The organism is Pseudoalteromonas sp. CH_XMU1449-3, assembly GCF_037027245.1.
Classification (GTDB): domain Bacteria; phylum Pseudomonadota; class Gammaproteobacteria; order Enterobacterales; family Alteromonadaceae; genus Pseudoalteromonas; species Pseudoalteromonas shioyasakiensis.
Genome location: NZ_JAYMDY010000010.1, coordinates 137,657 through 157,690, shown reverse-complemented (window position 1 = coordinate 157,690; position 20,034 = coordinate 137,657). Strand labels below are relative to the sequence as shown.

Here is a 20,034-nt window from a genome sequence, read left to right as displayed (position 1 = left end):
AACTTCCTGTTGTTTTTACTCTAGCCTACCTTGTTTAAACCCGTTTAACTAGCATCAATATGCTGGTGCGCTTTAAAGGTCATGCCTAAGTAATTAAAAGTGTTTTTAAACATCTCGATAAACGCGTTAGGCGCGTGAGCAGATCCTGCATTTGAGAGCAATGAAAACTGCTTTTCACGCAATGTTCTCAGTTTTGGCCTGAGTGTTTCATCATCCATGTAATCAGTGATCCGGTCTAAAAATGCTTTAAACTGCGGTGTGGTGCTATACCAATACACTGGCGATGCCAGCACCCAGTGTTGATAATTCAACAGCGCTTCAAATACCGCATAAAAATCATCATTTTTATATTGCTTATCGTAGCAATAAGGCGAGATAACATAGTCATCTAGACATACTACATCGCCGCCATACTGCGCTTTATAATCATTAACTTGTAAACTCGTATTACCCTTTTTTCGCGCACTTGAATAAATAATTACCGTATTTGTTATTGGTTTTTGTTGCAAGGCTATCACTCCTTTTTTATGATGTGCGCAGCGTAAAACCTCAAGCTAACTTTAGGTCAACACATTGGAGCAAATTATGTCAGATAAGAAACTTATTGATGCAAACCTAGCGGTTGGCTTTGTGGCAAAACGCAGTGGCGTAAAAGTTTCAACTTTGCATTTTTATGAGTCTAAAGGGCTTATTCGCAGCTGGCGTAATAACGGTAACCAGCGCCGCTATAAACCCGATGTATTACGTCGAATTGCCGTTATAAAAGCTGCGCAAACCATGGGCATAACTCTTGAAGACATTAAACAAACGTTAAGCACCCTACCCGAGCAACGCACACCCACTAAACAAGATTGGGCAGCTCTTTCTAAAGTCTGGCAAACGCAATTAGATGAACGTATTCAATACATGCAACGATTGCGCGAACGCGTTAACGGTTGCATTGGCTGCGGCTGTTTATCAATGGCCAAATGCCCTATCTACAACAAAGATGATTATTTAGGTGAAGAGCACAGCGGCGCTGTGCTGTTAGAAAGAGATTAATACACGACTGTTTGTGCTCTTAAATTAACTGCAAATAGTACAGTGACGACAGTGCACCGCCATTAACAATAATTGTTAACCAAAGCACAGCAATAAAACTGCGTTTTTTGGATTTGTGTCTTAACCATTGCTGTGCAATTAATGAACCTGGCCAACCACCGATTAACCCTAAAATATGCAGTGTTCGCTCAGGTACTCTTATTGTATGCTCGCCATGTTGCATCGCTAAACGTTTATCCCAGCCGTATACCAAAAAGCTTATTAAGCTCGCTACGCTGTAAGTGCCTGCAATAAAGTAGGTAATATTAAGTTGCCATGATACCAGCCATAACAGCGCTAAAAACAACAATGAAAATGTAATTAATGTTTTCTTAATCAACGAATTATCACCTATACTTTGCAAAACAAATTAATTTTATCGGGACGCTATTATGGCATACCTAAAATCACTTTTACTATCAATCTGCCTATGTTCACTTTCTGTTTTGGCGGCGGAGCAACAACTTGATGACAAGCTAAAAGTGTTTGAGCCTTACTTAGGCACCTGGCAGTCTGACTTTAATGTCGCAGCAGGTAAACCTGCGGTGCAAGATGTGAGTACCTGGCAACGCGCGCTCAATGGCACGGCTATTAAAACCATTCACTCTATCAATGAAGGTGAATATGGTGGTGAATCGATGATTTTTTGGGATAATAAAAAGCAGTCTTTGGTGTTTTATTACTTCACTACGGCAGGTTTTTATACCCAAGGTACAATGAATGTACTTAGCCCTACTCAATTTGTTGCTTATGAAAATGTAACGGGTAATAAAGAAGGGATCACTAAGGTGAAATCGACAAGCGAGTTTAAAAACAACAGCTTTGTAGTGTCGACCTCTTACCTTAAAAAAGGTCAATGGACAAAACCAGATACCCGAACTTACATCCGCAGCGAAAAAACAGTTAAGTTTAAATAACAGCTTTGAAAAAGGGTAAGGCGTTTATCACCTTACCCTTATATATCAATGCCTAAAGTCAGCCATTAATGCTGGGATCCCTGGCAGCATACCCACCAGCGCCATCACGCTTGTTAAAATTACAAACATTATTAATGGAATGATCCAACGGCTCATTGGTGATAGTTCAGAGCTTCGCTCTTTACAACCAATTAAGCCCAGGTTGTCGAGCAACATAGTTAACGACCAACCAAATGCAGGATTCACCAAAGTCGATGAAAACACCACAATAGCAGCCGATTGGGTGGTTTTACCTTCACGGGTCATTTCCATACCAGCTTCAAGAAGTGGGATAAACACACCTACAATCAAGGCGACGCATAACACGGGTTGCCAAATAGCTAAATCCATTGGGTAACCCCAAATACTGGCAATAATACAAAATAATGCCGTTAACACCGCTCCGGCAGGAATTGGGCGTTTAGCGATGGCTGCTGGCACTATGTAGGTTCCCCATGACGAGGTAAAATTAGAGCCGCCTAACAAGGAACCAAATGTCTGGCGGATTGAAGCGCTGAACATGGTATCGTCAATGTTCATTTGTACTTTTTCTGTGCGCTCAGGATAACTAATTTTTTGGAATACTTGATGCCCTAAAAAGTCAGGTGACCACATGGCAACCGCAAGCACCGCGAATGGCAATACCACCACAAAGCTCTCTAGGGTTGGTAAACCCAGCATCCAACCGGTGTTTTCACCCCACCAATACATTGGGTTCATATTTGGTAAACCCGGTGCGGTCTTAAACTCAAACGGCGCTCCCAGTAAAAATGCAATTAAACCGCCAAGTAAACAGCTTAATGGCACGGCTAACCAACGTTTTTTGTAGTGCTCAAGTAATGCATACAACACGATAGTCGACAAAATCACAATGAAAGCGATATGGGTCATATCAATGCCTTCAGCCCATGCAAATAGCTTTTTAACCTGCGAAATCGTGCCAATAAAACCAAGGTAAAGCAGTAAACCGCCACACACGCCTCGGCTGGTTAACCCCGCCAGTAAACTCCCGCCTTTACTAAGCGCCAGTAATAGGCCAAACGCCCCTATCAGTAAACCGAAGGCCATTGGGTGACCACCCGCAGCAACCACAATCGGGATCAAAGGAATAAGCGGCCCATGCGTACCCGCTAAGTTTGCTGTTGGTAAAAAGAAGCCTGAAAATAATAAAATGAAGATCGATACAATTAACAGCTCATAGCGCACGTTTTCTAGAATAAAACCTTCACCTAAGCCCAGTGGCGCTGCAAACGTTGCAGCAATTGCACCCACCATAACCACCTTGCCTATGGTCCCTGCCATGGCAGGGATAGAGTCTTCTAATTCAAACCGATAATCACGAAATGGTAAGTTAGGACGCCAGCGCTTAGGCTGCATAATTTGTAATTCGTGTTCAAGGTATTCGTCACGACTCGAAAATTCACTGCTGGGTTTATGAAGAGCTTGATAGCTTTGCTGGTCGGTATGAGTATCCGATCCTTGTTCAGCAGGCGTTATTGACGCTGATTGCTGCCTCGTATTCATGAGTTCTCCTACTACCTATCTTGAAAAATTATGTGAGTTTTTATTATGCAGTTAGGGTAAAGCAGTCAGATACAAAACACGATTAGGCAAAAGGTCGGGTATGAATTTATAAAATAGGTGTTTTTAATAAGTTGAGAGACTCATAAAACACACTCAAGCAATTGATAATTAATGATTTATTTAGATTTAGCGCTTTTAAAGAGTAAGCAAAAGATTGTTTTTTAAGCACATTAACTATTAGTCTAATAAATTGTATGAATAGCAAACAGCTAGAGAAAAACCACTTTTAAATTAATCGAATTTGCCTATTCTCCAACTACTAATATACTAATTTATTAGTAGCTTGATTAATGCTAACTCACCGATCGGTGGCTTTCTTACATAAGCACATAAAGGGATGTATGGACACACAGCTCAAGCCTTGGCAATTTAATATCATTGTTTGCTCTGTTTATCTGCTGTTTGGCTTGTTTACTATGCAAGTGTTAAAAACACTGGCGGTATGGCCTCCAGCAGGAGTCGCATTGGCAGGCTTGATGTTATTTGGTCGTAAAGCCTGGCTGGGCGTTGCATTAGGCACCTGTTTAGTTGTGCTTTGTTATTTTTATCTAAGCGGCTTAAATCCATTCACTTTTAAATACATAGCAATAAATGCCGCGACAACCACAGGTAATACACTCGCTGCTTTAACTGCATTTTGGCTAATTAACCGAAAACTTAAACAACACACACTGCTGACAAGCGTCACCAGTTTAGCCAGAGTGTTTATTGTTGCTTGCATTGCGATTGGCGTGATTTCTGCGCTTTTCGGTGTGGGCATATACTCACTAGTTGGTATCGAGTGGTTTAATGGCTTGTATGTAGGCATATTAAATTGGAGTATTAGCAATGCCTTAGCAGCAATTGTGTTCACCCCTGCCCTTTACTTTTTATGGCGAAATTGGCCGCACCCGGTCACCCCTAGTGAATTTTCTAAACTTTTGTTGCTTACTTTGACCGTGGTTTTGTTGTGTTATTTTATTTTTGGCCCCGCATACACAACCATGACATTACCATTTTTACAACCTGCATTACTGTTGTTTCCGCTGCTTTATGCAGCTACGCGGTTATCACCAACTGCCACCAGCTGCATGAATATGTTGGTGTTTTTTGCAGCTTGGGTCGGAAGTAATCAAGGCTGGGGGTATTTTTATTATCATCATCCTAAAACAGCAGAAGTGACCATGCAGTTTTTCTTTTTATTTACTCTTTCAGCGGTATTACTCATTCAAGCCGTGTTTATTCAACGCAAGAAAGAACAACAAAAGCTGACCACCATGCTCGAACAAAAAGTAGAAGAACGAACCTATGAGCTAGAACGTGCTAAGCATGAAGCATTAGCCTTATCTGTGACAGATCATTTAACACAACTTTATAATCGTCGCGGCTTCTTCGAAAAGGTTAATCAGCAGTTTGCAAAATATCATGACGCGCAATGTACCTGCTCTCTTTTACTGCTAGATTTAGACCAATTTAAAGCTATAAACGATAAATTTGGCCACGCTACTGGCGATGAAGTAATACGAACCACAGCGCATAAGCTCATCCAACATAGCAAAGCATCAGATATTGCGGGACGCATTGGTGGTGAAGAATTTGTCTTATTTTTACCTATGGCAAATAACCACACGGCATTTGCTATCGCAGAAAAGATTAGAGCCGATATCGAACAGCAAGACATCATCGCCGACAACAAACACGTTAAATTCACCGTGAGTATTGGCGTAAGCACCTTACAAGCAAGCGATCTGCATATAGAATCGATGTTAAAACGCGCCGATAAAGCATTGTACCAAGCCAAAAACCAAGGCCGTAATCAGGCGCAGTGTAGTTAGAATGAGTTACGAGTTGCTAGTTACGAGAGTAAAGTTACGAGAGACGAGGTACGAGATGCGAGGTGCGAGGTGCGAGTCTGTAGCAGCGATTTTACATCGCGTTTTATCACACATCTCCCTTACTCCAAAAATAACGCGGCATAAAGCCACTGCTACCTGTATGCATGGCGCGCGAAACAAGTTTCACGCCTACGTCCAAGGTTTTACCTTTGCGTTGTTATTAATCATTCATGACTAAAGTCATTCCTACGAGAAACGAGATGCGAGATGCGAGCCTAAGATTCCTTGCACTATACGACTAGTAATTAATTAACGGCTCTGTTAAAAATAGGCAATTAATAAAGAGCTTTAAATAGCTATAAAAATGTTCTAATTAAGATGGTTATGGATGAAGAATTAAAGAAACAAGTAGATGTTGTCGTTGGGCTAAGCCGCCTCGCTGGAGGCATGCTAATTATCATTGGGAGTATTATAGTCTTCTTTTTTATTCAGGCTGCGCAAGACCCAAATGCAGCGATTGAAATAAATGGTGTGCCAACAAAGGATTTTACTGCAAAAGTTGGATCAGTAATTTTCACTTCGCTATTTCCTCTGTTTGGTCTTTTCCTATCTTTTGCACCTAGCAATCTTTTAGAAAAGTGGGCAACCAAGATAATTCTGCTTATCTCTAACAAGGCCTAATATTATTAGCGAGATGTTTCAAATGACGAGCACTTTCATGAAATCTAATTATGTCGATTATCAAGATAATTTAGAAAATCTCATAAAATTACTTCGGGAATTTAATGAAGCGCATTGGGCTAATTATTTTCAAAAATCGTTAGGGTTACTCTATGTGGGTAAGCCTCAAAAAACTATTTATCATTCACTTGCTGCATTTGGTGGTATGGGCAGTGTCACTGATTCTTTAACTTTTACGGGTGCAAATAAGCAAGAAGCTAAACTAGGTTTTAAGTTAACTGCCAGCTTATTCAATGAATGTAAATTAAAGCGAAGTTTTTTTAAGCGAATCATAGAGCAATAGTGAAAGCAAACCATTACATCACGGTGTTTTTACCCTTTTTCGCGGCATAAAGCCGCTGCTACCTTGTAGGCGTCACGCTTGCTTGGCGCGTGAAACAAGGTATTAGATACGAGTTGCGAGAGTAAAGATACGAGAAATGAGAAATGAGATGCGAGTCTGTAGCAGTGATTTTACATCGCGTTTTATTCTCGTATGCCCTTACCTCACCAATGACGCGACATAAAGCCGCTGCTACATGTAGGCTTGGCGCGCGAAACAAGTTTCACGCCTACGTCCAAGGAGCTAACTTTTGTGTGGTGGTTAATTATTCATGACTAAAGTCATTCCTAAGAGAGTAAAGATGCGAGGTGCGAGCATGTAGCACCTAGCCCCTTTACTCTTGTAACTAGCAACTAGCAACTATTTCGTCTTTAACTTATTCAATTCATCATCTTGTTGTGCAACGAGTGCATTAAGTGTTTGGCTACCATCTCCGGCTTGGGTAGATAGCTCAGCTAGTTGCGATGCGGCATCTGAAATTAACGTCAGGTTGCGGTTTATCTCTTCTGTGACTGAGCTTTGCTCTTCTGCAGCCGTTGCAATGTGGGTAATTTGCTGCGTGATTTCATCCACTTTGACGACAACTTCATGTAATGCATCAAATGCAACGGAGGTTTCATCTACCGCGGTTTGTGCACGCACAACACCTTGTTCAATTACTTTAGATGCATTACCTACTTCTAGCTGTAAGCTGTCGATTAAGCCGCTGATGTCATCGGTTGATGAACGTGTTTTTGAAGCAAGTGCCCTTACTTCATCAGCCACTACCGCAAAGCCACGGCCTTGTTCACCGGCCCTTGCCGCTTCAATTGCTGCATTCAGTGCAAGTAAGTTTGTTTGCTCTGCAATTGTTCTGATCACATCTAAAATTTGTGTAATGTCGTTACTGCGAGCCGCGACTTTTTCAACCGCTTGATTGGCCTCTTTGATTTCATCCGACATGGTTTTAACTTGGGTAACCGCGGACGACAAGCTCGATTCACTGCTCACAACAAGGCTGTTTATTTCATCGGCTTGTTGCGCTGACTGCTCTGAGGCTCTTGCTACTTCGAGTGCTGTCGCGCTCATTTCATTCATGGCGGTTACTACGCTCTCAATCTCTTGGAACTGCGCTTGAACGTTGTGTTTAGTATCAACAGCAACACTGGTTGCTAATTGGGCCTGCTCTTTGGTTTGCGTTGATACATTCTTAAGCTCACCAATTAAATCTCGTAATTTAGCAAGAAATGCATTAAAGCCTGTAGCCAATGCGATTAGCTCAGCGTGGGTATCAACATGCAAGGTTTGAGTTAAGTCACCTTCAGCACTCGCAAGGTTATCAACGCGCTGTTGAATTTGCTGTAGTGGTGCCACAATGGTGCGGATCACTAAGGTCATGATAACAAAGGCGGCACCAGCAATAATAATACCCGTCACCAAGATTAAGCCACCTAGTGTATTGGCATTTTCGCTCATGCTATTTGCTAGCGCATGAGGCCCTTCAAGGGCAAGCTCAGCGGGTACTTCAATCAATAGGTTCCACTGTGTTTTTGCAAGCTTGATGCTAATTGGGTAGTTAACTAAATACTCATCACCAACTTTAAATACACCACTTTGTTTTTTCGCTTTAACGTAATTGTCTAAAATGTTTTTAGTCACCGCCTCTTTTAACGGTCTGCCTAGCTTATCTTTGTAATGACTACTACCAACCACTAAATCAAGTGAACTTAGCAAGGTGACACGGGCTTTACCGTTATACAGCTCTTTTGAGAGCTTTTCGGTCATGCTTTGAAATACAGGCAATGTTAAATCAACCCCAGCAACACCAATAAATTCGTTATCACGAAGAATGGGCACAGTTAGAGAGGTCATCATTTCAGAATAACCTGGGGTGATTTCGTATAGGTAGGGTTCCATAATGCAGGGCACTTTGGTGTCTTTTACACACAAGTACCACTCAGCTTCCCGCTGGCCAAATTCATTGAGCGTATCCACATATTTTTCAGCTACATCGTCAACCACTTGTTGCTCAATTACGCCGTCTCGGTTGCGCGTGAAATAAATTTCTAGTGTGCCAACGCCTGCCACAGAATGATCATACCCGCTGATAAAATTAGCATCACGGCCATCAAACGCATTTGCTTCAAATTGCGAGTAGATAGATGAAAGAATATCATTTTTTTGTAATAGAGAGCGATTCAACTCAACCACAGCATCGCGGGTTAAGGTAGCTGCCGCATCGTTGTCACCTAAGATAGCGGCAAATGAATAAGGCACTCGGTACGCTTCATTAATAAACCCAGCAACTTGTTCACCATATGCGGCGGCATTTGAGGCAAGTTTATCCTCCACCTCTGCAACAATCAGCTTTTCTGATTGCGCAGCTAACTGCTGGTTGCTGCTTGACAGCTGCCACCATAAAACACTTGATAAAACAAACACAGTAATAAAAATACTGCCTACCGTAAGCCATAATAACTTTTTCGCTAATGCTAACTGCCGCATCGACATTTCCTGTTTTTATTGTAGGTTTGCTAATAGTTTAGACCATTTGCATGACTACATAGGGACAATTAGAAAAAAAGTATGAAGTTTTACTGTGATTGAGCCGCTTTGTTAAGTTAGCCCAAGTTTTGCTGCCATTCGGTGGGTGACATACCAAACCATAACTTAAAGCGACGACTAAAAATCGACAGCTCCGCATAGCCTAAACGCAGTGCTAAGTCGGTCATATTGATGTGCTTTTGTTGTAATAGCCGCATTGCCTCTGACTTTCTAACTTCGTCCAATAATTGCCGATAACTGGTTTTATGCTCGGTTAATATGCGCTGCAGCTTTTTGGGGTGTAGCCCTACACTTTTCGCGGTATTTTCTTTATTACACTCACCGGTTGCTAGCAACATTTTCATCGCACTTTCTATTTGCAGCATTTCATCGGGGAGTTTATTAAGGCGTTGTAGCTCAAGTTGATCCGCTATTAGGGTGTCTAAAATGGCATCATTGAGCTGGGGTTTATAGGATAAAAATGCGCTTGAAAAGTAAATCGCATCTACGTCACTGTTAAACTCAACCTCGCAATTAAGCACTTTATTAAATAATGGCCGCTGTTTCACCGCCACAGATTGCCGTAAGCACACTTTATCGGCCCGCCATTTCGGGCCAACTAATTCTTTTAATATTTTATTGACCAAACACACTGCCAACTGAGACTTTTGCTCAAACTCGTGTTTTTCGTCAGACAGTCGGACAAAACGTACCTCACAACTCGTTTGCCCAAGCAGGGCAAGGTTTAGCACAATACCTTCAGCATGCAGGTATATGTATTTTTGGGCAACATTGAGGGCATCAAGAATCGTAGGTTGGCGCGACATGTAAGCACCAATCAAGCCTACCGTACTCATACTTTGTGATGCGCCAAGCTTTAAGCCAAAACATGGCTCATCACACGCTTGAGCAGCAAGCTCAAGTAATTCAAGGTAATGAGCGTAAACAACAAAGCTGTCTGGGTCGCGTAACTGTGCGGGTAAAATACCTGCTTTCTCCAACAAAGTAATTGGATTTACGCCATATTGCCTCACTAAATTCTCAAACCCAGCTAAACTAGAAGAGCGAATTAAACTTTCCACGCAGTGTGCCTTTTGTCCTAAAGAGTCATTTCAGTGTCCTAAAAAGTCAAATCAACTGCAAGCGATTTATTTATGCTAGAACAAACTCTGACAAACAGAACTTACAGATGAACATTGCCACAAAACCAGTAAGCATCGATAGCATTTTAATGGCCGACTTAGTTGCGCAGCGCAGCCATGCCAAAGCAGCAGGTATTGAAAACTACCAGCAAAGACGTGAACACTTACTTGCGTTAAAAGCCATGATTACTGAGAACCAAGCACGTATTATCGAGGCCATTAATCAAGACTATGGTAATCGCTCTCGCCATGAAACCTTACTTGCCGAAATCATTAATGCCTGTGCAGATATCAATAGCACTTTAAAGCACCTTAAAAAGTGGATGAAAGTGCAAAAGCGACATGTTGATCACCGTATGTATTTAGGGGCAAAGAACCGAGTTATTCCCCAGCCGCTTGGTGTTGTAGGGTTAATTGTGCCATGGAATTTCCCGATAAATTTAGCCTTTAGTCAATTAGCCGCAGCATTTGCAGCAGGTAACAAGGCGATGGTTAAAATGTCTGAAAACTCTCGGCATTTAAGCGCGCTTTTAGGCGAGCTAGTGGGCAATTATTTTAAGCCCGAAAAGCTGCAATTTTACTGTGAGACTGGTGAAGTAGGCATCGCCTTTTCAAAGCTTCCCTTTGATCATTTAATGTTCACAGGCTCAGGTGAAACCGGCAAAAAAGTGATGGCTGCCGCAGCGCAAAATCTAACGCCTGTAACCCTTGAGTTAGGAGGTAAATCTCCTGCTGTGATTGCTACTGATTACCCGATGCAAAAAGCTGTTGAGCGCATCATGTATGTAAAGCAAATGAACGCAGGGCAAATTTGTACCAATGTTGATTATGTATTTGTGCATCAGTCTCAACTTGCGCTATTTATCGATACAGCCACACGCTGGGCGAAGAAACATGTGCCAGATATTCATAGCCAAGATTACACAGCCATTATTGATGACCGCGCATTTAAACGCCTTACAAACTGTATTGAAGAAGCCAAACAACTCGGCGCTGACGTTATTACGCTTAGCGACCAAGTGGCAGATGCCAACACGCGAAAACTGCCACTGACATTAATTTTAAATAGCAATGACAGTATGAGCATTGATACCCGCGAGACTTTTGGACCTATTTTAATGGTAAAAACCTATCAAGACTCGCAGCAGGTCGTTGATTATATTGCAGAGCGAGATAAACCTTTAGCGTTTTACCCGTTTAGCTACAACAAACAGCTTATTAACTTTTATATTGAGCAGGTGATGTCGGGGGGTGTAAGCGTTAACGATGCCCTGTTTCATGTTGGTCAGCACGACTTACCTTTTGGTGGCGTAGGTGCCAGTGGGATGGGGCATTACCATGGCTATGAAGGATTTTTAACCTTTTCAAAATTACGCCCGGTGTTTTATCAAGCCAAGTTTTCGAGCGTGAAATTTTTAATGCCGCCTTACGGCAGGTTTGCCGATAAGCTTTTAGCCTTTTTGAGTAAATTAAATTCATAACAATAAACACCAACAGGTGATAATAATGCAGCAACACACATTTGATTTTGACCAAATTATTATAGGCTCTGGATTTGGTGGCTCTGTGAGTGCGCTTCGCCTAAGCGAAAAAGGCAACCGGGTTTTAGTACTCGAAAAAGGCCTACGGCGCGACGATAAAGAATTTCCAAAGACCAACCTAGATATCAAAAATTATATGTGGCAGCCAGAAATTGGCCTTAAAGGCTGCATTCAATTTTCGTTTACCAGTAAAGTCACTGTGCTGCATGGTGTGGGTGTGGGTGGTGGCTCACAAATTTATGCCAATGTGCACCTTATTCCTGATGATGAGGTCTTTCAATCTCCAGCCTGGACACGAATAAAATCAGACTGGAAAGAAAGCCTAATGCCCTACTATGGCCTTGCACAGCGCATGTTAGGCAGTGCCAAAAATACCTATACCAATGTTGCCGATCACACATTAAAAGAGATTGCAGAGCAGATGGGTCAAGGTGACTCATTCAAAACCGTGAACACTGGGGTACTTTTTGCAAAACCCGGCGAAGCCTATAACAAAGAGTTACCCGACCCATACTTTAATGGCGATGGTCCAAGGCGAAATACCTGCCATTACTGTGGTAGCTGCATGATTGGTTGTCGCCATAATGCCAAAAACACCTTAATGAAAAACTATCTGTACTTTGCCGAACGTAATGGCGTAGAGATAAGACCCAGCTCTGAAGTAATCAAAATCACCCCGCTCAATGCAGATGGCAGCGCCGGATACAAAATTAAGATTAAAGATACCAGTCATCGCAACAGCCATATTTATACGCTAACAACACGTGGCGTTGTGCTAAGCGCGGGGGTCATGGGCACCGTGCCTTTGCTTTTAAAAATGCGCGATAAAGACAAAACATTGCCCAATATTTCAGCTTGGCTAGGTCAGCAAATTCGCACTAATTCAGAAACCCTCACCACCGCGAACAACACTACTAAAAAAGTTGATGATGGTGTTGCGATCAGCTCATTTATTTCGGTCGACAAAGACACCAATATTGAAATTTGCCGGTTTAGAGAAGGCGCCGATGGCACATGGCTATATTTACCTTACGTTCCCATGGTGACTGGAAAAGGCCTCAAGCGTATTGCTAAGTTTTTAGTGAATACACTGCGCCATCCAATAAAAACAGCCAAAGTCTTGCGACCAAAAGGAAAAGCCCGCAGCTCAATTCTCTTTTTGGTGATGCAAAAATCCGAGGCGTTTATTCACCTAGAATGGCGACGTAAATGGTATCGCTTATTTAAAAACGGCATTACTGCGGTGCAAAAAGACAATGACACGCCGCTTAGCGTTAGTTTTCCAAAAGCAGAAGAAGCAACCAAACTCTACGCCGAAAAACTCGGTGGCGTGCCAGGCTCTGCCTTATCTGAAGTGCTCTTTGGTGCTCCAATGACGGCGCATATAATGAGTGGAGTCGCCATGGGGACTGATGCCTCTAACGGCGTAGTTGATAGCTCTGGAGAAGTGTTCGGCTATCAAAACCTACGAGTTATTGACGGCTCAATCATACCGGGTAATTTAGGGGTAAACCCATCTTTAACCATTACCGCATTGTCTGAATACGCAATGAGCCAAATACCGGTATTCGATGCAGCCCGAGCAAGCAAGATAAAACCAATAGAATTTAGTGAACCACGCGAAGGCCTAGTATCTGCGCTTACGGGTTCAGGTGATTTAGCAAAATCGATTGCTGAAAAACAAAAAAGCCGTGCATAAAGCACGGCCTATTTTGATAAATAGCAATTAGATCACTGATAATTCAACAGCAATGTTACCGCGCGTTGCGTTTGAGTATGGGCATACTTCGTGCGCTTTATTAACAAGTGCAAGAGCGGTGTCTTTATCCAGATCACCCACCGATACCGCAAGCTTAACAGCAATACCAAAACCACCTTCAATAGGACCAATAGATACTTCAGAGTTAATATGAGTATCAGCTGGTAATTTAACTTTTGCTTGGCCAGCCACTAACTTTAATGCACCGATAAAACAAGCCGCGTAACCTGCAGCAAATAATTGCTCAGGGTTTGTACCTTGACCATCATCACCACCTAACCCTTTAGGAGTTGATAGTGCCACATCTAAACGACCATCATCTGATTTTGCTGTGCCTTCACGGCCACCTGTTGCTGTTGCTTTTGCTGTGTATGCGACGCTTTGTAGTTCTTTCATGATTACTCTCCTAATTGAGTGAAAATATACTTTGCATGCAAAATATATTAGATCAGCTTTTTCGGGATTGCAAATACTTTGTATGCAAATTAAAATACTCGTATTGAATTTTGAGGATCGAGTATGAAATACCCACAACTAAAATTAGATAACCAGCTATGCCATCGCTTATATATGGCATCGAATGGGATTGCCCGTGCGTATCGAGATTCTCTCAATCAATTAGATTTAACCTACCCGCAATACGTAGTGATGATGGCGCTGTGGGAAAAAGATCAGATCAGCATTGCTGAATTACTTGAAAAAACTGCCATTGATGGCGGTGCGATGACGCAAATTTTGAAAAAAATGAGCGATAAAGCATTGTTGTCGATCACCAAAGATAGCCAAGATAAACGCAAACGACTCGTGCAGCTCGAAGCCAAAGGCAAGGTGATGCAAGATCAAGCCGCCGATATACCGTCGCAAATTCGTTGTCGCTTCCCAAGCATTAACGAACAACAAGCACTGCAACTGATTGAATTACTCGATTTAGTAAATAGTGACCTCAATTAACAAAAATTATTTGAAAGTGAATTTGGATTACACTGCTTTTTAATAAAACTAGATGCGCTATAGTGTTCAAAACTCATCAATACGGACACCATCATGAAAGCATTTGGATACACTACAGCAACCCCAACGTTATCGGACTCATCACTACAAGCGATTGAATTACCTGATCCCGTTGCCACAGGTCACGACATTCTTGTAGCCGTAGAAGCAATTTCAGTAAACCCCGTTGATACTAAAATTCGCGCTAATGTGTCACCAGACATTGGCTACAAAGTTATTGGCTGGGATGCCGTGGGGACGGTTAAAGCTGTTGGCGACAAGGTTTCATTATTTAATGTCGGTGATCGTGTGTTTTATGCTGGCGACTTAACGCGCCAAGGTAGTAATGCTGAGCTGCAACTTGTTGATGAACGCATTGTCGGTCTTGCACCAACAAGCCTGAGTAATAGTGAAGCAGCCGCCCTGCCCTTAACCAGTATTACGGCATGGGAGTTATTGTTTGACCGCTTACAGATTGAAAAATCTAAGAACAATAAGCCAGCCTCTGTATTAGTAATAGGTGCCGCCGGTGGTGTAGGCTCAATTTTAGTGCAGCTTGCCAAACAGCTTACCAATTTAACGGTTGTTGGTACCGCCGCACGAAAAGAAAGCGCCAACTGGCTTAAAGATTTAGGAGTTGATCATGTTCTTGATCATAGTAAAAACCTGAACGAGCAACGTCTTGCGGCCGACCTGAATGAATTTGATTACGTAGTGAGCTTAACGCACACCGACCAACATCTTGATAGCATTATGGAAGTGATCAAGCCACAAGGTAAATTGGCACTGATCGACGACCCTGCAAGCTTTGATATTTTAAAGTTAAAGCGTAAAAGTATTTCGTTGCATTGGGAATTTATGTATACCCGCTCAATGTTTCAAACCGATGATATGATTGCCCAGCATCAGCTTCTTTCAGAGCTCGCGACCTTAGTTGATAACGGCACAATCAAAACAACATTGGGTGAGCATTTAGGTAAGATAAACGTAGCAAACCTTATTAAAGCCCATAGAATTTTAGAGTCTCATAAAGCTCGCGGAAAGCTTGTGTTGGAAGGGTTTGAGTAACGAGGAATAAGTTGCGAGGTGCGAGGTGCGAGGGGAAAGTTAGCGAGATTAAAGTTGCGAAAAACGAGTTGCGAGATGCGAGAAACGAGAAACGAGAGTAAAGAAGCGAGCTGCGAGAAGCGATTTCACATCGCGTTTTATTCTTGTATCGCCCCTCCCCCACCCATGTCGCGGCATAAAGCCGCTGCTACCTGTAGGCGTCACGCTTGCTTGGCGCGCGAAACAAAAAATTAAGATTCAAGTTACGAGATACGAGCATGTAGCAGCGATTTCACATCGCGTACTTCCTCGTTCAATAATACAAGCACGCATCATTAAAGTGCATTACTGCACTTACCTTTCACTATTTTAGTGCCTGTTTTTAGGGACGCCCTTACCACCGAATATTAACCGATTGATTTTTAATACATTTAAATTTAATAAAGGTTTGGCACAGATCTTCCAATAGTGAGTATGAACTGGCACTAACAAGGAGACTAACGTGACTAACTTCTTTCACACTCTTTATCTACTTTGGCGATTAGACATCAGCACATGGCATATGCATGAAGCAAACGATCCGCATAATGTCGCTGATTTGGAGCGTCGCTATGTTAAATAATGACCCCGCATTTATTGAAGCGCTTAAAAAAATTTCGGTTCATCAACTGACAATCACTGAAGCGTCTGAGCAGTACGACATTCCTAAGCGTGTGTTATACAAAGCCGCACGACAGCAACAAGTTAAACAGAACAAACAAAAAGCGTATTTAATTGCCACTCAGAAGCGCCTTCAACAAAGTCTACGTAATGTAGAAATGGAGTTAGCTAGCTTCAGCTAAATAACTTCTGTATGGTTAAAATACATGCACAATAATGATGGATTAAGTATGCACGCAGTAGAAGTAAACTTTGATGGCTTAGTGGGGCCTACTCACAATTACGCGGGATTATCGTATGGCAATGTCGCTTCACTAAGTCACGCCTCTTCGCATTCGAACCCCAAAGAGGCCGTGCTACAAGGCCTTGAAAAAATGAAGGCAATGCACGAGTTAGGGCTAGAACAAGGTATTTTTGCACCCCATGCTCGCCCCGACATTAATGTGTTAAAGCGTTTAGGCTTTACAGGCAGCGATAGTCAAATTATTGAAAAAGCATTTAAAGCCGACCCTGTTTTACTGCGAGCTTGTTACAGTGCATCGGCCATGTGGACAGCCAATGCTGGCACTATTTCGCCTTCAGTCGATACGCTTGATGGCAAAGTGCACTTTACGGCTGCTAACTTAAATAACAAATTTCACCGCTCGCTAGAGCCCGTTACAACTACGGCTTTATTAAAAGCCATGTTTAACGATGAGCGTTACTTTAGCCATCATGCGCACTTGCCTGATCAAGGTTTTTTTGGTGATGAAGGCGCCGCAAATCATAATCGATTATGCGATAGTCATGCAGATTCAGGGCTTGAGATCTTTGTTTATGGTGCAAGTAGTTTTAATAGCGCCTTGCCAAAGCCCGTTAAATTTCCTGCAAGACAATCTCTTGAAGCTTCGCAAGCAATTGCCCGTTTACATCAGCTAAAGCCAGAAAATCAATTATTTATTCAACAAAATCCTGATGTGATAGACCAAGGTGTCTTTCATAATGATGTAATCGCTGTGGCCAATGGCAATGTACTTTTATGCCACGAACAAGCGTTTTTGCATCAAGCTGATACGCTAAAACAGATTAAACAAGCTTACCTAGGCAACAAGCCGCTACATATTATTGAAGTGCCAACCAATAAAGTGAGCATTACAGATGCTGTAGGCAGCTATTTATTTAATAGCCAATTAATTACCTTAAGTGATGACAGCATGATGCTGGTTGCACCTAAAGAATGTCAGCGTAATCAAGCTGTTCACGATTACATTCAAGAAATGATTTTGGCAGATAACCCAGTTCAGCAAGTGCGCTTTTTTGACTTGCGCCAAAGCATGCAAAATGGCGGTGGCCCTGCTTGTTTACGCTTGCGTGTAGCGCTCAACACTGACGAACTCGCAGCGGTCAATCCGGGTGTACGATTCAGCGAAGAAAAATATAACCAATTAGTAAGTTGGGCGAATAAGCATTACCGTGACTCTTTAAGTAGTGACGACTTTGCCGATCCAATGCTTTTAACCGAAAGCTATCAAGCACTTGATGAGTTAACCAACTTACTTAATTTAGGCTCTGTGTATCCATTTCAACAAGAATAAATAATGAAAATTAAAGCTGTACACTCTATTAAAGGGGTGTCTAAATCACTCAATAGTTTACTGATTGATAGCGTTGCCAGTGGCGCATCAATCGGCTTTATTGCCCCGCTATCATTACAGTCAGCACATGACTACTGGCAAGGGGTCGATGGCGATTTAGCAACGCCTTACCGTAGGCTTTATCTGGCCCTTGATGGTGATACGGTGATTGGCTCAGTGCAGCTTTCTTTGTGCGCTAAAGCCAATGGCACTCACCGCGGCGAGGTAGAAAAGCTCATGGTACACAGCGAATATCAAGGCAAAGGAATTGCAAAACAATTGATGAATAGCCTAGAAACCGACGCCCGTATCTTAGGAATTCAATTACTCGTACTTGATACCCGCCAAGGTGACACTGCTTCATATTTGTATCGAAAACTCGATTATATTGAAGCTGGCACGATTCCTGGTTTTGCGAAAAGTTCCTCCGGTGAATTTGACGCAACGGTGTATTTTTATAAGCAAGTCGCCTAGATCTGCTTTTATAGCCAATTGATATAATCATAAAGTCGACTAATAAAAATCTTTAAACGTACTAAACTAGTGCTGCGGATTTTTATTAGGAGCGATAAATGGCGCTATCAATACAGCAACGGGTACTCTTTCTAGCCCTACTTCCCCCCCTACTCATTGCAATTATGCTGACACTCTACAACTATGTGCAGTCAAAACACAGTGGTGCGCAAACCGTTGAAAGTTTTGCTACACAAATGGAAAACGACCGAAAGGCCGAAGTCAGTAACTATCAAAAAATTGCCATGAGTTCGATTGCTCATCTCATCGCACAAGATGATGGCTCTAATACTGAACAATTGCAAAACCAAGCAAAAAATATTTTGCGTAATTTGCGTTTTGATGATGCTGGCGATACAGGTTATGTGTTTGTTTATGATGTAAAAGGTGTCAATATTGCCCATGGAGTTAACGCCTCACTTGAGGGTAAAAACCTTTATGATTTTAAAGATCCTAATGGGGTTTATCTGATACGAGAGCTGATTGATGCTGCGAAGAAAGGCGGTGGTTATGTGCAGTATTCTTGGAAAAATACCAACGGCAGTGTAAACCCTAAACTCGGCTATGCCGCTTTGGTACCAAAATGGAATTGGGTGCTCGGAACCGGCTTTTGGATCAGTGGCCTTGAGCAACAAGTTGCAGTAACAGAACAACGGGTTAATGAAGGTATCGATAATGCCTTTATAAACACAGTTATCGCTTCAATATTCGCAGTTGCAATTACCGCAGCGATTGCAGTGGTGGTATCGCGCAGTATTACTAGCCCACTGCAAACAACCGTACTCGCAATGAACGATATATCACAAGGTGATGGCGATTTAACCCAGCGTTTAATGGTGAAACGAGACGATGAGCTTGGCAAGCTTGGCAGCTCGTTTAACCGCTTTGCTGATGACGTTGGTAAAATGGTTATTGATATACGCCAATCATCGCAATCGATGAATCAAGCGTCACACAAACTCAACGAGCTACTTGCTAACATGCACGCAGGTATTAATCGCCAACATGAAGAAAGTGAGCAAGTTGCAACCGCAATAAACGAAATGTCGGCGGCGTCAATGGAAGTTGCCCGCAGCGCCCAAGAGGCCTCAACCGCTGCTGAACATGCCGATCATTTAGTAAAACAAGCTAACAATCAATTACTGATTGCTATAAAGGTGATTAATGGCCTTGCCAAACAAGTTGATGAAGGGGCTAATGCGGTGGATCAGCTTAATCAACAATCGAGTCAAATTGGTAGTGTGCTTGATGTGATCAGAAACATTGCCGAGCAAACTAATCTACTGGCACTGAACGCGGCTATTGAATCTGCCCGAGCAGGTGAAGCGGGTCGTGGTTTTGCAGTGGTGGCTGATGAAGTGCGAACTCTAGCAAAACGCACGCAAGATAGTACTCATGAAATAGAGGCAATGATTGAGCAAGTACAGCAAGGAACAACAACTGTAAATAGCATTATGCAGTCAATTAAATCTGGCAGTGCAACCAGTGTTAATGAGGCAGGCGAAGTCGAAAAAGCGCTTAATGAAGTACTGCTTTCGGTTAACACCATCACATCACAAAATGCACAAATTGCCACAGCCGCTGAAGAGCAAACGTCAGTGTCTGAAGCGATTAATCAAAACATGACGACCATTGTCGATATTGCTAACAAAACCGCTAATGATACCGATGTAGCAACGTCATACATGCATGAACTAACAGACACGGCAACGCAGTTAGAACAAAATGTAAGCCGTTATAAAACCTAAT

The 20,034-nt window shown here is 42.4% G+C and carries 19 protein-coding genes; 13 read left to right on the top strand and 6 right to left on the bottom strand.

All coding sequences use genetic code 11. The features are described 5' to 3' along the window. Positions 1-44: 44 nt before the first annotated feature. A complete protein-coding gene (locus WA256_RS13895) occupies positions 45-509 on the bottom strand; it encodes a flavodoxin family protein (RefSeq protein WP_335992401.1) in 465 nt (154 codons plus the stop codon). 76 nt (positions 510-585) lie between these two features. On the opposite strand from WA256_RS13895, the gene soxR reads away from it, so the two are divergent. Continuing rightward, the gene (soxR, locus tag WA256_RS13890; protein ID WP_054562542.1) at positions 586-1,041 is read left to right on the top strand and encodes a redox-sensitive transcriptional activator SoxR; all 456 of its coding nucleotides are present in this window, start codon (positions 586-588) and stop codon (positions 1,039-1,041) included. Between the two features lie 19 nt (positions 1,042-1,060). On the opposite strand, the gene WA256_RS13885 is transcribed toward soxR, so the two are convergent. Further along, the gene (locus WA256_RS13885) at positions 1,061-1,420 is read right to left on the bottom strand and encodes a DUF1294 domain-containing protein (protein WP_335992399.1); all 360 of its coding nucleotides are present in this window, start codon (positions 1,418-1,420) and stop codon (positions 1,061-1,063) included. A 52-nt stretch (positions 1,421-1,472) separates the two neighbouring features. Here WA256_RS13885 and WA256_RS13880 point away from each other — a divergent pair, with 52 nt between their 5' ends. Next, positions 1,473-1,997: a hypothetical protein gene (locus WA256_RS13880; RefSeq protein WP_199527533.1), complete on the top strand. Its 525-nt coding sequence runs from the start codon at positions 1,473-1,475 to the stop codon at positions 1,995-1,997. A gap of 45 nt (positions 1,998-2,042) precedes the next feature. Here WA256_RS13880 and WA256_RS13875 read toward each other — a convergent pair whose 3' ends face one another. Continuing rightward, positions 2,043-3,560, bottom strand: coding sequence for a DUF3360 family protein (locus WA256_RS13875; RefSeq protein WP_335992394.1), 1,518 nt, complete (start codon positions 3,558-3,560; stop codon positions 2,043-2,045). Between the two features lie 401 nt (positions 3,561-3,961). Between WA256_RS13875 and WA256_RS13870 the strand changes: the two genes are divergently transcribed. The 3 genes from WA256_RS13870 (at position 3,962) to WA256_RS13860 (ending at position 6,458) form a co-directional block, all read left to right on the top strand. Then, positions 3,962-5,434 (top strand): sensor domain-containing diguanylate cyclase, encoded by a 1,473-nt coding sequence (locus tag WA256_RS13870; protein ID WP_335992391.1) that lies wholly within the window; start codon positions 3,962-3,964, stop codon positions 5,432-5,434. A 384-nt stretch (positions 5,435-5,818) separates the two neighbouring features. Then, a complete protein-coding gene (locus tag WA256_RS13865) occupies positions 5,819-6,115 on the top strand; it encodes a hypothetical protein (RefSeq protein ID WP_335992388.1) in 297 nt (98 codons plus the stop codon). Positions 6,116-6,152: 37 nt separating this feature from the next. Then, positions 6,153-6,458: a DUF6966 domain-containing protein gene (locus tag WA256_RS13860; protein ID WP_335992385.1), complete on the top strand. Its 306-nt coding sequence runs from the start codon at positions 6,153-6,155 to the stop codon at positions 6,456-6,458. Between the two features lie 399 nt (positions 6,459-6,857). Here the strand turns inward: WA256_RS13860 and WA256_RS13855 are convergent, their stop codons facing one another. Together WA256_RS13855 and WA256_RS13850 are read right to left on the bottom strand one after the other, a co-directional pair. Next, a complete protein-coding gene (locus tag WA256_RS13855) occupies positions 6,858-8,981 on the bottom strand; it encodes a methyl-accepting chemotaxis protein (RefSeq protein ID WP_269407279.1) in 2,124 nt (707 codons plus the stop codon). A gap of 116 nt (positions 8,982-9,097) precedes the next feature. Next, positions 9,098-10,102, bottom strand: coding sequence for an AraC family transcriptional regulator (locus WA256_RS13850; protein ID WP_335992380.1), 1,005 nt, complete (start codon positions 10,100-10,102; stop codon positions 9,098-9,100). Between the two features lie 107 nt (positions 10,103-10,209). On the opposite strand from WA256_RS13850, the gene WA256_RS13845 reads away from it, so the two are divergent. Together WA256_RS13845 and WA256_RS13840 are read left to right on the top strand one after the other, a co-directional pair. Beyond that, positions 10,210-11,643: a coniferyl aldehyde dehydrogenase gene (locus WA256_RS13845; RefSeq protein WP_335992378.1), complete on the top strand. Its 1,434-nt coding sequence runs from the start codon at positions 10,210-10,212 to the stop codon at positions 11,641-11,643. A gap of 25 nt (positions 11,644-11,668) precedes the next feature. After that, the gene (locus tag WA256_RS13840) at positions 11,669-13,402 is read left to right on the top strand and encodes a GMC family oxidoreductase (protein WP_335992376.1); all 1,734 of its coding nucleotides are present in this window, start codon (positions 11,669-11,671) and stop codon (positions 13,400-13,402) included. A gap of 27 nt (positions 13,403-13,429) precedes the next feature. On the opposite strand, the gene WA256_RS13835 is transcribed toward WA256_RS13840, so the two are convergent. Continuing rightward, complete coding sequence (locus WA256_RS13835; protein ID WP_054562552.1) at positions 13,430-13,858, bottom strand: organic hydroperoxide resistance protein; 429 nt, start codon at positions 13,856-13,858, stop codon at positions 13,430-13,432. 123 nt (positions 13,859-13,981) lie between these two features. On the opposite strand from WA256_RS13835, the gene WA256_RS13830 reads away from it, so the two are divergent. The 6 genes from WA256_RS13830 (at position 13,982) to WA256_RS13805 (ending at position 20,033) form a co-directional block, all read left to right on the top strand. Further along, positions 13,982-14,413: a MarR family winged helix-turn-helix transcriptional regulator gene (locus WA256_RS13830; RefSeq protein ID WP_332393505.1), complete on the top strand. Its 432-nt coding sequence runs from the start codon at positions 13,982-13,984 to the stop codon at positions 14,411-14,413. A gap of 93 nt (positions 14,414-14,506) precedes the next feature. Then, a complete protein-coding gene (locus WA256_RS13825) occupies positions 14,507-15,520 on the top strand; it encodes a zinc-binding alcohol dehydrogenase family protein (protein ID WP_335992371.1) in 1,014 nt (337 codons plus the stop codon). A gap of 590 nt (positions 15,521-16,110) precedes the next feature. Next, on the top strand, positions 16,111-16,341 hold the full coding sequence (locus WA256_RS13820; protein ID WP_054562555.1) for a helix-turn-helix domain-containing protein: 231 nt from the start codon (positions 16,111-16,113) through the stop codon (positions 16,339-16,341). A gap of 48 nt (positions 16,342-16,389) precedes the next feature. Then, the gene (gene astB, locus WA256_RS13815; RefSeq protein ID WP_335992368.1) at positions 16,390-17,733 is read left to right on the top strand and encodes an N-succinylarginine dihydrolase; all 1,344 of its coding nucleotides are present in this window, start codon (positions 16,390-16,392) and stop codon (positions 17,731-17,733) included. 3 nt (positions 17,734-17,736) lie between these two features. Beyond that, positions 17,737-18,246: a GNAT family N-acetyltransferase gene (locus tag WA256_RS13810; RefSeq protein ID WP_335992365.1), complete on the top strand. Its 510-nt coding sequence runs from the start codon at positions 17,737-17,739 to the stop codon at positions 18,244-18,246. Between the two features lie 98 nt (positions 18,247-18,344). Then, entirely contained in the window at positions 18,345-20,033 is a 1,689-nt protein-coding gene (locus tag WA256_RS13805; protein WP_335992363.1) for a methyl-accepting chemotaxis protein, read from the top strand. The last annotated feature ends 1 nt before the right edge of the window (position 20,034 follow it).